The sequence below is a fragment of the Kroppenstedtia sanguinis genome, assembly GCF_050433445.1.
Taxonomy (GTDB): domain Bacteria; phylum Bacillota; class Bacilli; order Thermoactinomycetales; family DSM-45169; genus Kroppenstedtia; species Kroppenstedtia sanguinis.
The window spans coordinates 123,674-135,803 of sequence record NZ_JBNPXF010000004.1 but is presented as its reverse complement, the minus strand read 5'-3'; the positions used below and the strand labels follow the sequence as shown (position 1 = coordinate 135,803).

Genomic DNA, 12,130 nt, shown 5'->3' with positions numbered 1-12,130 from the left:
CAACACGCCTGTCAAGAAAGATGTTTTTATTCCGCTGTTTGCGCCTTCAGCCTCGATTTCTCCATAGATTTCCACTTCCAACCGATCCAAATTTGGCTGGCGATGCAAATAGAGGAATAAGCGCCGAAAATCAACCCGATCAAAAGCGCAAGGGAGAAATAGCGGATACTTTCCCCTCCCAACAAAAACAATAACAAAGCGGCAAAGACGACGGTCAAAGAGGTGTTGATCGAACGGACCAAGGTTTGTTGAATACTTTCGTTTACCGTTTTACTAAAGTCTTCCCAGGTTTTCGGCTTTTCTAGATCCATATTTTCCCGGATCCGATCAAAGATCACAATGGTGTCATTGATCGTATAACCGACAATGGTCAAGATAGCAGCGATATACACCAAGTCTACTTCCCATTGAAAAATGGAAAAAAAGCCAGTCACCACTAAAACATTGTGAATCAAAGCTAGGACCGCCGGCACCGCCATCCGGTACTCAAACCGGAACGACACATAAAGGATCATCCCCAGAAATGCGATCAGAAGGGCGATGATAGCATTTTTGACCAACTCGCGGCCGACGATCGGATCCACCTTCTGCTCGTTCACATCGACTTGATCTCCATAACTGGAACGGAATTCTTCCCGGATCTTGCCAACATCTTGATGATCCAACACCTGATTGGTTTGGAAGATAAGCCACTCGTTCTTATCCCCAGCCTTACTGGCGTCAGGACTTGGATAGCCCAACTTCTTCAGGTGTCCCTTCGCCTCTTCCAAATCGTACGACTGGTTGATCTTGATATCTACTCGAGTCCCACTGACAAAGTCCACTCCCAGATTGAGACCCTGGAACAGAAGGGACAGGATGCCCAGGATCAGAATAACTCCCGAGAAGATGAAGAACCCTCTTCTATGACCAACAAAATCCAATTTAAAGTTCACCGATCTCACCTTCCTTCACACCGAACCATTTGGGATGCCGAAACATGTTGGATTTCACCAGCAGGTTCAGCAGAATCCGGGAGAAGCCCACTGCTGTCAAGAAGCTGACTATAATCCCGGTAATCAGGGAGACGGAAAAGCCCCGCACAGCTGAAGTTCCGAAATAGAACAGGACAGCCGCCGCGATCACAGTCGTAATATTAGCGTCAAAAATCGTGAGGAAGGAACGGCGGGAACCATACTTAAACGCCGATGGAACACTCTTTCCATGACGTATCTCATCTTTGATCCGCTCATACATCAGGATATTGGCATCCACTGCCATCCCGATACCCAGAATAAAAGCGGCGATCCCCGGCAGGGTGAGAGTAACATGTAACAGAGAGAAGATCAGCAACACCAGATACCCGTAACTGATCAGAGTAACCACCGCCACCAGACCAGGCAACCGATAATAACCGATCATGAAGATGAAAATAATCAGGAGAGCATAGAAGCTAGCTTCCAAACTCTTCATCAAAGATTCCTTCCCCAAGGTGGAATCCACGGCAAAACTCTGCTTTTCTTTCAGGTGGACTGGCAGCGCACCTGCATTGAGCAGATCGGCCAACTCTTTGGCCTCTTCCGTGGTGAAATTGCCGCTGATCTGGGCATTTCCACCAGGGATCACCTCGTTAATCACCGGGGCTGAAAGCTGTTCCTTATCCAAGTAAATCGGCATCGGTTGCCCCACATATTCCTTAGTGTATTTCGCAAATAATTTGGGGTCTTTAAATTTCACGCTGACGACCGGCTGACCGTTCTCATTATAATCTTGTGTCGCTCCGCCTTCTTTCAGATCCGTCCCCCGCATCAGTACCGTTTTTTTATCTGGGGCACGGAAAGTGAGGACGGCAGGTTTGCCCAGGATCTCCCGGGCTTTGTCCGGGTCTGTCACCCCGGCCAGCTGCACCCGCAGCCGGTCATTCCCTTCCACGGTGATCTGCGGTTCCGATACACCGAGAACATCAATACGCCGACTGAGCGCCTGTGCGGCATCACTCATCGTGGATGCCGAAATTTCCTGTCCTTTTTCCAAAGGTTTGGCTTCATACAGGACCTCGAAACCACCCTGCAAATCCAAACCCAGGGTGATGCGGTTAGCCACTTGTTTCCCAGTTAAGGCCACGATGACCAACATGGCAACCACCAAGAGGGAAAAAATTATTACCTTCCCCTTGCGAACCCTCATGCTGACGCTCCTCCTTCTTCTTTGAAAGACCATCCCTATTATCCCAAGCCGGGACAGGCATGTCAATTTATGGAGATGAACAAAAAACCGAGCGTGTTATTTTCCGCTCGGGTTTTTGTAGACACTGACCATCAGCCAGTTCATGAATCGCGTTGCCTTCAACGACAGAATATCGTTGACCAAACGGTTCAGCCGGGGCCAACCCCTGCGATAACTCTCCGAGACGCAGGCCCAGACCTGCTCACCCGTCACATCTTCATAGCCGAAATAACGGAATTCCTCCGCTTTGCTGTTACACAAATCTTCAATGCACTTCATCAGTTCTTCTTCACTCAGCAATTCCACCGATTGCCTTTGCCGCCGGCTGACCGGCTTCAAGTTCTGTCTTGCCACGCCCTCTTCCTCCTTTCGGCGCGCGGCCCGAATGACAAACAACCGGCTGTTCCGGGCTTGTCCGTTGCTGCCCGTACCCCTTTTTGACCGCCGCAAATATTTTATCCTTTTCTCATTATAGAGTTGCGATCGCTTCCCGGCAAGAGAGACCGGGGTACCCTTTCACTCAGAAATTGAAACAAGTCCCTACCTGTATCAGTCATGATCACCCAAGACAAGGGCATAAGCTTGTATCAATCAACCTGCGAAGAAAGAGGGGCATGGTTTTGACCAAGCAAACCTTTTTACATGGAACCCTCATCCTGGTCGGTGCCGGTTTTATCACAAAGATCTTGGGATTTGTCTACCGAATCGCTCTCTCCCGTATGATCGGAGACGAAGGGGTAGGCCTCTTCCAAATGGCTTTTCCCATCCTGTTATTCATCATTGTGATCACTACCGGTGGGATTCCGGTGGCCATCTCCAAATTGGTTTCTGAGGCTGAGGCAAAAAAAGATGAACAACGGATCCGCTCCATCCTAGTAGTCGCCATTCTGTTTGTCAGCTTCACCAGCATTTTATTCACCATCCTGATCCTGCTGGCCGCACCGACCATCGCCGATACTCTCCTGACCGATCGACGGGCGGTATATTCCTTGATGGGTATTGCTCCGGTCATCCCGATCGTGGCGGTCTCCTCGATCTTCCGGGGATATTTTCAGGGACGGCAACACATGAGTCCCTACGCTTTCTCCCAGATCGTCGAACAGGTCGTACGCATCTTCTCCGTCCTGCTGCTCGCCCAGTATCTGCTCTCCAAGGGAGTGGAGTATGCGGCAGCAGGAGCGATGATGGGGGTCGTCATCGGCGAATTTGCCGGGATGCTCTTTTTGTTCCGTTCCTACAAGAAGGATCCCAAGCGACCGCCGATCCGGTTCCATCCGCGAGAAGCACTCAATCTGAAACGGTGGAGTCGATTTCGTGAAACCACCCTCCGGCTGATGCGGATTGCAATTCCGGTAACTGCCAGTCGCATGGTCGGCTCACTCTCTTACGCGGTGGAGCCCATCGTCGTCTCCCAAAGCCTGGCTATCGCTGGGATCACCGTGGCTGCTTCCACCGCTATGTACGGGCAACTGGAAGGAATGGCGATCCCGCTCCTGTTTCTTCCGGGATTTATCACTCACGCCTTGTCCGTCTCCCTGGTTCCAGCCATTTCGGAAGCGATAGCCAAAGGGCAACCACGAATGGTGGAACATCGTCTCAACCAAGCACTGCGGCTGGCTCTGGTCGTAGGCGCCCCCTGCGCAGCCATCCTCTTCATTCTGGCGACCCCCCTCACCGATCTTTTGTACAACAACGTAGAAGTGGCCCGGCTGTTGCAAATCCTAGCTCCCTTCGCCGTCTTTCAATATATCCAGGGCCCTCTCTCCGCAGCCTTGCAGGGAATGGACAAGGCAAAAGATTCCATGCGAAATTCAATCTTCGGATCCGTGGTGAAAATAGCCCTCATTTTTTTTCTGGGCTCTCAGCCTTCCCTGGGGATCGACGGCGTGGTGATCGCTATCAACTGCGGGATCGTGATCGTTACGGTCCTCCATTTTATCAGCGTATTGCGGTATGTTCCCTTCACGTTAATGGCGGGAGACCTGTTCAAGTTGGGCTTGACCGTTGTGGCGATGTCTTTTGTTACCCACAGTGTATTGCAAAAAACCGGCGGGCAGTCGGGGAACCTCCTGCTCTCTTTGGGGGCGGGACTGGCCGTTTACGCCGGCGGGTTGATCCTCTTTTCCTTAGTACGGCGGGAGGATTTTCTGCGAATCCCCTACATTGGAAAATGGATCTCCTCCATCCTGCCCCGTTAGAGCGTGTCTGATCAATCTCTGGATCGAACCGGTCGGGATCTTGAATTGACAGACACCCTAGAAACATTGTGAAAAAAACGTTCAGGTTTTACATGGAGCATCTTTGGCTCGTCAGAATATGAATGCCGAAATGTGAAACCATCCCAACTCCAAGAGTGTTAATTACATCAGGGCTGTTGATTAACCATAAAGTGGATGCGAAAACGAAACGACCCTTTCGCTCGCTCTTTCCATTGCCCCCCCATCTTAAAAATATCGCTTGAGGGGACGGGGAGGGTGGGACAGCTACGATCTCTTGCAAAGAACGCATAGCGAGACCCGGGAGCGGAAAGCGACCCTGGCGAGACTTGTGCCCTATGGGTGCAAAGGCTCTTCACCCTCCCACCATCCCTGCCTGATTTCCTACCTAAAATAGGGCTAATCAACACGCCTAAAATCACAAAGCTTCTAATCATCCTTACGGGAATCCACGTATAGCTTCCCCTTGTCATCGATACTGACAAAGAAAACCTTGTTCAGGTCTTTATGACCATAGCGCTGCAATTGATCCCGTAGCCATTCCTCATCCAGCCCGAGTCGTTTCAGTGAATCCTGTTGAATTTTACTGTCGATCACTAGGGAGACAGGAAGTCTGGAGATACGACGGGTAGGTAAGAGATCTTCTTTCAGCAAAGGTTTTTTCCCCTCTTTCGGGAAAACCGTCAGCTTTCCCGTCGTCTCCAGGATTGCAAATTCCACATCAGCCACATCGGCCACTTTGTGTTCCCGGAGTTGCAATAAAAGATCGTCCATATTGTAGCGATGCTTTTTCATCTCATCTTCATCAATCTTTCCGTTCTTGATGATAAAAGTGGGTCTCCCATCGACAAAGTCCCGAATGGTAGTGCTTCTCAAAGACAGCCAGGAAAACAGAATCTGGGCGATCATCATCACCACGATGGGAAGCAATCCATTTATGAAAGGCATTTCGGTATTTTCAATGGAGATCACCGCAAAGTCGGCAATCATGATCGAGACGACCAAATCAAATACGGAAAGTTTTCCAATCTCCCGTTTTCCCATCAACCGCATGATCAGGAGTACAAACAGATAAATAAAAAACGAACGAAACAACATCGTCATCATTTCTTGCACAGCCAACCCCCCTCCAAATCTATTCTCCTCTGAAGGTGGGATTTTATTTATATGATTCCTCCACATTGCAGTGCCACGGAATATATGGTGAGAAAAGCTCATACCCATGTACAAACACTGCCGGGAGGTGCACCGATGAAACAGTCCAGCATGGACAAATCAACTCGTCCCCTTTTGCGTTCCCCTCTTCTCACCGGAATTACAGTGGTTCTGGGAACTGTATTGGCCGGGTCCTTGATCCTTGCGATCTTACTCCGCTTCTCCACTTTAGCCGAGACAAATCTGCCTTACTTCACCTATGGGATCAATGGAGTGGCACTTATATCCGGGGGATGGTTAGCCGGAAGACGGGCGGGGTATAAAGGATGGCTATATGGAGGAATCACTGGAATTTTGTATGTCCTCATCGTGCTGATCGTCGGCTTTTTGGCATTTGACGCCAGTATGCGGGTCCAACCTTTTCTGTTCACTGTCTGCGCCACAGGTTTAAGTACTTTGGGGGGCATCTTCGGTGTCAACACCCGAAAGCCTTAACCCTTGACAGGAATTCCGTTGCAACCACAATTCTATAGTAAATCACAGACCCATCCTTTACACACCGGTATCAAACAAAAACAGGGACGAACCGATCCGGTTCGTCCCTGAATCCTCTGGATTCCACTTCAATCAATCTTCTTCTTTTTTCTCATCCTTCTCTTCTTTTTCTTCCTTCTCTTCCTTTTCGTTATCCGTGTTATCCACCGCATTGATGGCAGAACGCTCAAAGACCAATCGGCTGTTTTCGTTCACCTTCAGAGTGACACGATCTTCTGTCAGATCGGTGATCGTTCCATGTAGTCCTCCGATGGTGACAATCTTGTCTCCCTTTTTGAGGGAGGACAACATCGCGTCCCGCTCCTTCTTATGTTTCTGTTGCGGACGGATCAACAGAAAATAAAAAACAGCGATAATCAGGATCAATGGTAAAAATTGACCTAAAGCTTGCATATCGAATCCTCCTGTCATAGATTAATGTTTATTTCCAGGCAGAAGCCGGTTAAAAGTTTCTCATGGGTTGGGTGGATCCGTAATACTTTTCAAAGAAACGATCCTTGAAATCCAACAAACGGTCTTCCCGGATCGCTTGCCGCATCTTTTCCATCAACTTTAAGAGAAAGTGGAGGTTGTGGTATGTCGTCAGACGCAATCCAAACGTCTCCTCCGCTTTAATCAGATGCCGCAGATAGGCCCGAGAGTAATTCCGACAAGTGTAGCAATCACATTCCGGGTCCAAGGGGGAAAAGTCACGGGCATACTTGGCATTTCGGACAACCACTCGCCCTTGACTCGTCATCGTGGTCCCATTGCGAGCAATCCGGGTGGGTAGAACGCAGTCAAACATATCCACCCCGCGAACCGCTCCCTCCACCAGGGCATCTGGAGAACCCACCCCCATCAAATATCGGGGCTTTTCCTTGGGCATCAGCGGCGTGGTCCATTCCAGAGCTTCATACATCATCTCCTTTGGTTCCCCGACGCTGAGTCCACCGATAGCATAACCTGGCAAGTCCACCGATGTGATCTGACGGGCGCTCTCTTGTCGAAGATCCTGGTACATTCCCCCTTGAATAATGCCAAAGAGGGCTTGCTCTTCCTTCCGCCGATGGGCAGTTGCACAACGCTGCAACCAACGGTAGGTACGATCCATAGAGTTTTTCACGTACTCCCGATCCGCCGGATAAGGAGGACATTCGTCGAAAGCCATGATAATATCGGCACCCAGAGCATTTTGTATCTCCATCGACTTCTCCGGACTGAGAAAGAGCGGCTCTCCGTTCAGATGGGAACGGAAGGAGACTCCTTCTTCGGTGATTTCCCGAAGATTACTGAGACTGAATACCTGAAATCCCCCACTGTCAGTCAAAATCGCCCGATCCCAATTCATAAACCGATGAAGCCCGCCGGCTTCCCGGACCACATCGTGACCGGGTCGCAGAAAAAGGTGATAAGTGTTGGACAGGATGATCCCGCTACCCATCTGTGTTAACTCTTCAGGGCTCATCGTTTTAACGGTAGCCAAGGTTCCTACCGGCATAAAAGCCGGCGTGTCCACCGTTCCGTGAGGAGTATGTAACCGCCCGAGGCGGGCGCCAGACTGTTTACACGTCTTGATCAATTCATATCGCAGAGCCAATGGGTCTCCCCCTACTTTTTTATTATACCTTAATACTCGCTTAAGATAAACGGCTTTACCTGTTTCTCATATACTTCACAATATCAACATGGCATCGCCAAAACTGAAAAAGCGGTACTTCTCCCGGACAGCCCTCTGGTAAGCTTGAAGCATCAGTTCCCGGGATGCAAAGGCACTCACCAACATCAGCAACGTCGATTTGGGGAGATGAAAATTGGTCAACAGGGCATCCGTCACCCGGAAAGGGAATCCCGGATAGATGAAGATATCCGTCCAACCTCTAGCCGCCCGAATCTCTCCCTGGTCCCGGGCTACCGTCTCCAACGTTCGCACCGAAGTCGTGCCTACAGCCACCACCCGGTTTCCCTTGGCTTGGGCGAGACGAATCTGTTCTGCCGCCTCCTCGGATACCTCGTAAAACTCGGCATGCATCTGATGTGCCTCCACACTCTCCGCCGTCACCGGACGGAAGGTGCCCAAGCCTACATGCAACGTGATGGTGACGATCTGGACGCCCTTGTCCTTCGCATGCTGTAGAAGATCCTCCGTAAAATGAAGCCCTGCGGTAGGAGCCGCTGCAGAGCCTAGAGCCCTGGAGTAGACGGTCTGATATCGTTCCGGCTCATCCAGCCGCCTGTGGATATAAGGAGGAAGCGGCATTTCTCCCAACCTTTCCAACAATGACTCCAGGTCTTGTCCCGAATATCGAAGCTGAAATACCCGTCCTCCTGCAGCATCTGTCACTTCTTGGGCTACTGCTTGCAGCTGCCCATCCCCAAAGCGGATCACAGTGCCTTCCTTCACCCGTTTGGCCGGTTTGACCAAGGCTTCCCAACGATCCCCACCTAGAGGGTTGAGTAACAACAGCTCGATCCGGGCCCCGGTTTCCTCCTTTTCCCCCACGAGACGCGCCGGCCGTACCCGAGTATCGTTCAGAACTAACACATCCCCTGGGTGAAGATATTCGAGAAGATCCGGAAACCGGCGATGCTCCGTGGTCTGCTCCTCCCGGTTGACCACCATCAACCGGGAACCACTCCGCTTTTGTGCCGGCTCCTGAGCGATTAATTCCTCAGGAAGTTCAAAATCAAATTGCGAAACATCCATCGCAAACCAAACTCCTATCTCTGAAGGTATCAGACTGCGTAACAAACATTTATGTACATCTCTTCATGCAACTTTCCCCTGAGAAGCGTTGTGATTACCTGCCTTTGCAGACAGTTGGGATGGGGTTTCACATTTCGGCACCTAAATTCTGACGAGCCAAAGATATTCCTGTGAAACCCAACGCTCTGGCGTGTTGATTATCCATATTTCGGACGAAAATAAGGTCGGGGTGGTGGGAGGTGAAGAGCCTTTGCACCCATAGGGCACAAGTCTCGCCAGGGTCGCTTTCCGCTCCCGGGTCTCGCTATGCGTTCTTTGCAAGAGATCGTAGCCGTCCCACCCTCCCCGTCCCCTCAAGCGATATTTTACGATGGAGGGCAATGGAAAGAGCGAGCGAAAGGGTCGTTTCGTTTTCGCATCCATTTTATGGTTAATAAACAGCCCTGCCCAACTCTCCCTGTGACGACTTTTTCACAACACTTTTAGAATCATGGTGAATAAGTGCTGGCATAGTTCTGTCACACCCTCATCCTCCCTGCCCCATCATTCATCTATCATAATAAGATCGTAACAAATAAGTAAAGGATACTCCCTTTCGCCCCATTCCTTTGGCTGATTCACCCCTCTTCTGTGACTGGGCCAGGAGGAACCCCGGAAATTTTTCAGAGTAAAGAAAAAATGCCTGCTCCCTATCGGAACAGGCGAAACAAATAAAGCAACAGGGAAAGTACCACACTGATCAGGATGCTGGTCACCACAGGAAAGTAAAATTTGAAGTTCTCTTTTTCAATCACGATATCCCCCGGGAGACGTCCCAAGTTGAAAAAGCGGCCACCAAAATGCCACAACAGACCAAAGGATACCAAAAGGATGCCAAAGAAAATCAGCATTTTCGGAATCGGATTCATGACGGCAACTCCACCCCAAAGTGTTGATAACAGCGGGGAGTGAGCATCCGTCCACGAGGAGTACGCTGCAAAAATCCGATCTGCATCAAATACGGCTCATACACATCCTCCACCGTATGAGCCTCCTCCCCGATCGTGGCTGCAATCGTCTCCAGCCCGACAGGCCCTCCCCGAAAATGGGTCAGGATCGTTTTCAACAACTTATGATCCACTTCATCCAATCCCAGTCTGTCCACCTGAATCCGATCCAATGCATCCTGAGCCGCTTCCTTAGTGATCACCCCGTCACCCTGAACTTGAACAAAATCCCGCACCCGCTTCAGCAGACGATTGGACACCCGCGGCGTGCCCCGGGAACGGCAGGCGATCTCCTCTGCCCCCGCTTCCCGAATCGAAACCCCCAAAAGATCCGCCGCCCGCATCACAATCAGGGTCAGCTCCTCCTGGGTATAGTATTCCAACCGACTGACCACGCCAAACCGATCCCGCAACGGGGAGGAAAGAGAACCGGCTCGGGTGGTGGCTCCCACCAGAGTGAAGGGAGGAAGATCCAAACGAACCGAGCGGGCGCTAGGCCCTTTTCCGATCACGATATCCAAGGCAAAGTCTTCCATCGCCGGATAGAGAACTTCCTCTACACTGCGGTTGAGCCGATGAATTTCATCGATAAATAAGAGATCGCTCTCCTGCAGATTGGTCAGGATCGCTGCCAGATCCCCGGGACGTTCGATGGCCGGCCCGGAAGTGGTCCGGACCTGGACCCCCATTTCATTGGCGATGATATGAGAAAGGGTGGTTTTTCCCAAACCCGGTGGTCCGTACAACAACACATGGTCCAGAGGATCCCTACGCATCTTGGCCGCTTCTATGTACACCTTCAGGTTCTCTTTCACCCGTGTCTGTCCGATGTAATCATCCAGGTAACGGGGACGCAAGCTGAATTCCATCGGTTCATCTTCCGTTGAAAAATGGGAAGAAATCATCCGCTCTTCCATCCCGTCCCCCCTATTCCTTCATGGAAAATTGCAATGCACGGCGAATCCATTGATCCAATCCCGGTTCTTCCTCGCCAAAATCTTTCCTGGCTATCGCCACGGCCTGAGAAGCTTCTTCTTCATTATATCCCAGGGCTTGCAGAGCTTCAATCGCCTCCAAAGATCCGGCTCGCGCCACCTGCCTAGAGGTGTCGACTCGGACAGCGGAAACAAAGCTTTCATTGAGGCCTGATTTTTTCAATTTATCCTTCAGATCCAACACGATCCGCTGGGCTGTTTTCTTCCCTACCCCCGGCAATTTGGTGAGAAAACGGAGATCTTCCTGCTCTACTGCCTCCACCAGGCGCCCCGGATTCCCGGCGCCTGTCACCGCCAGCGCTACTTTGGGTCCGATCCCGGAGACTTCCAAAAGGAGGCGGAACAGATCCCGTACCTGTCGTTCGCGAAAGCCGTACAGTGTATGGGCATCCTCCCGGATCACTTGATGGGTGTACACCGTCACCTCTTCCCCCTCTTCCCATTCCAGAGGATGGACACAAAAGAGCAGATACCCCACCCCTCCGGTTTCCACCACGATCGTTTCCGCCGTTCGATAAGCTACGATTCCCCGGATAAACTCGATCATCCCTTCACCTCCCCTTCCCAAGCCGACGGGGCAAGGTATTGGAATGAGCCTCACAGATGGCTACTCCCAGTGCATCCGCCACATCATCAGGCTTCGGGATTCCCGGCAAATTCAAAAGCATTCGAACCATCTCCTGAATCTGTCGCTTTTGCGCTTGACCATAACCGACCACTGCCATTTTCACCTGTAAGGGAGTGTACTCTGTGATGACGGCTCCCGCCTCCTCCGCCCCCAGCATTAACACGCCTCGCGCCTGCCCGACAGTGAAGGCCGTGGTCACATTCCGATTGAAAAACAACTTCTCAATCGCCACCACATCAGGGCGGTACTTTTGATACAGTTCAGTCACTTCATCATAAATCTGTTTCAGCCGGGTCCCTGTCGACAATCCTGCCTCGGTCTCGATACTACCGTAGTCGACGGCTTTCAATCGATTTCCCCGCTGATCGATCACACCATAACCTACAATGGCGATCCCCGGATCAATCCCTATAATGCGCACACCTGCACCTCCCAGGGGGTCGAACCCACGTTTGCCATCAGCAGATGATTATACCATACTTTTTGCAGTCGCGAGGATGGGAGGCTTGTATGATTTTCCTTTTTCCAGCACATGACTAAGGTTGAAGTAGCGACCCTCTCTGAACTCTTGCCCCAAAGCGCAGAGCACCCAGGCGAGACATGCGGAGGCAAATTCAATCCTCCCTCTCTGCCCTTCTGCGATTTTCCACCCTCATTCGTACAGGGCTAGGCTGTTGATTGGCCATATTTTTGTGGGTAACCAG

The 12,130-nt window shown here is 51.0% G+C and carries 13 protein-coding genes; 2 read left to right on the top strand and 11 right to left on the bottom strand.

The genetic code is table 11. The annotated features are described in order from the left end of the window. Nucleotides 1-26: 26 nt before the first annotated feature. From secF to JOD24_RS04065, 3 genes are all read right to left on the bottom strand, one after another. Entirely contained in the window at nucleotides 27-935 is a 909-nt protein-coding gene (gene secF, locus JOD24_RS04075; protein ID WP_429246385.1) for a protein translocase subunit SecF, read from the bottom strand. After that, complete coding sequence (gene secD, locus JOD24_RS04070) at nucleotides 925-2,166, bottom strand: protein translocase subunit SecD (protein WP_429246384.1); 1,242 nt, start codon at nucleotides 2,164-2,166, stop codon at nucleotides 925-927. The genes secF and secD overlap by 11 nt, the downstream gene beginning before the upstream one ends. A gap of 96 nt (nucleotides 2,167-2,262) precedes the next feature. Continuing rightward, complete coding sequence (locus tag JOD24_RS04065) at nucleotides 2,263-2,559, bottom strand: post-transcriptional regulator (protein WP_380163671.1); 297 nt, start codon at nucleotides 2,557-2,559, stop codon at nucleotides 2,263-2,265. Nucleotides 2,560-2,819: 260 nt separating this feature from the next. Here JOD24_RS04065 and spoVB point away from each other — a divergent pair, with 260 nt between their 5' ends. Further along, the gene (gene spoVB, locus JOD24_RS04060; protein WP_380163669.1) at nucleotides 2,820-4,403 is read left to right on the top strand and encodes a stage V sporulation protein B; all 1,584 of its coding nucleotides are present in this window, start codon (nucleotides 2,820-2,822) and stop codon (nucleotides 4,401-4,403) included. Between the two features lie 447 nt (nucleotides 4,404-4,850). Here the strand turns inward: spoVB and JOD24_RS04055 are convergent, their stop codons facing one another. Beyond that, nucleotides 4,851-5,528, bottom strand: coding sequence for a DUF421 domain-containing protein (locus JOD24_RS04055; RefSeq protein ID WP_380163779.1), 678 nt, complete (start codon nucleotides 5,526-5,528; stop codon nucleotides 4,851-4,853). A 144-nt stretch (nucleotides 5,529-5,672) separates the two neighbouring features. On the opposite strand from JOD24_RS04055, the gene JOD24_RS04050 reads away from it, so the two are divergent. Continuing rightward, nucleotides 5,673-6,071 (top strand): TIGR04086 family membrane protein, encoded by a 399-nt coding sequence (locus JOD24_RS04050; RefSeq protein ID WP_429246383.1) that lies wholly within the window; start codon nucleotides 5,673-5,675, stop codon nucleotides 6,069-6,071. Between the two features lie 132 nt (nucleotides 6,072-6,203). Here the strand turns inward: JOD24_RS04050 and yajC are convergent, their stop codons facing one another. From yajC to ruvC, 7 genes are all read right to left on the bottom strand, one after another. Further along, nucleotides 6,204-6,524, bottom strand: a complete 321-nt coding sequence (yajC, locus tag JOD24_RS04045; RefSeq protein ID WP_380163667.1) for a preprotein translocase subunit YajC — start codon at nucleotides 6,522-6,524, stop codon at nucleotides 6,204-6,206. A 49-nt stretch (nucleotides 6,525-6,573) separates the two neighbouring features. Further along, complete coding sequence (gene tgt, locus JOD24_RS04040) at nucleotides 6,574-7,710, bottom strand: tRNA guanosine(34) transglycosylase Tgt (RefSeq protein WP_429246382.1); 1,137 nt, start codon at nucleotides 7,708-7,710, stop codon at nucleotides 6,574-6,576. A gap of 75 nt (nucleotides 7,711-7,785) precedes the next feature. After that, nucleotides 7,786-8,817, bottom strand: a complete 1,032-nt coding sequence (queA, locus tag JOD24_RS04035) for a tRNA preQ1(34) S-adenosylmethionine ribosyltransferase-isomerase QueA (RefSeq protein ID WP_380163663.1) — start codon at nucleotides 8,815-8,817, stop codon at nucleotides 7,786-7,788. Nucleotides 8,818-9,506: 689 nt separating this feature from the next. Next, complete coding sequence (locus JOD24_RS04030) at nucleotides 9,507-9,725, bottom strand: DUF2905 domain-containing protein (RefSeq protein WP_380163661.1); 219 nt, start codon at nucleotides 9,723-9,725, stop codon at nucleotides 9,507-9,509. Then, complete coding sequence (gene ruvB / locus JOD24_RS04025) at nucleotides 9,722-10,720, bottom strand: Holliday junction branch migration DNA helicase RuvB (protein ID WP_380163659.1); 999 nt, start codon at nucleotides 10,718-10,720, stop codon at nucleotides 9,722-9,724. Before ruvB ends, JOD24_RS04030 begins: the two co-directional genes overlap by 4 nt. Nucleotides 10,721-10,730: 10 nt before the next feature. After that, on the bottom strand, nucleotides 10,731-11,345 hold the full coding sequence (gene ruvA / locus JOD24_RS04020) for a Holliday junction branch migration protein RuvA (RefSeq protein WP_380163657.1): 615 nt from the start codon (nucleotides 11,343-11,345) through the stop codon (nucleotides 10,731-10,733). 4 nt (nucleotides 11,346-11,349) lie between these two features. Beyond that, complete coding sequence (gene ruvC, locus JOD24_RS04015; protein ID WP_380163655.1) at nucleotides 11,350-11,847, bottom strand: crossover junction endodeoxyribonuclease RuvC; 498 nt, start codon at nucleotides 11,845-11,847, stop codon at nucleotides 11,350-11,352. Nucleotides 11,848-12,130 lie beyond the last annotated feature (283 nt).

Bases quoted from the DNA above. Each gene is read 5' to 3' on its own strand.
- secD (WP_429246384.1), bottom strand. From the start codon at position 2,166: ATGAGGGTTCGCAAGGGGAAGGTAATAATTTTTTCCCTCTTGGTGGTT.
- spoVB (WP_380163669.1), top strand. From the start codon at position 2,820: ATGGTTTTGACCAAGCAAACCTTTTTACATGGAACCCTCATCCTGGTC.
- JOD24_RS04055 (WP_380163779.1), bottom strand. From the start codon at position 5,528: ATGATGACGATGTTGTTTCGTTCGTTTTTTATTTATCTGTTTGTACTC.
- JOD24_RS04050 (WP_429246383.1), top strand. From the start codon at position 5,673: ATGAAACAGTCCAGCATGGACAAATCAACTCGTCCCCTTTTGCGTTCC.
- yajC (WP_380163667.1), bottom strand. From the start codon at position 6,524: ATGCAAGCTTTAGGTCAATTTTTACCATTGATCCTGATTATCGCTGTT.
- queA (WP_380163663.1), bottom strand. From the start codon at position 8,817: ATGGATGTTTCGCAATTTGATTTTGAACTTCCTGAGGAATTAATCGCT.
- JOD24_RS04030 (WP_380163661.1), bottom strand. From the start codon at position 9,725: ATGAATCCGATTCCGAAAATGCTGATTTTCTTTGGCATCCTTTTGGTA.
- ruvB (WP_380163659.1), bottom strand. From the start codon at position 10,720: ATGGAAGAGCGGATGATTTCTTCCCATTTTTCAACGGAAGATGAACCG.
- ruvA (WP_380163657.1), bottom strand. From the start codon at position 11,345: ATGATCGAGTTTATCCGGGGAATCGTAGCTTATCGAACGGCGGAAACG.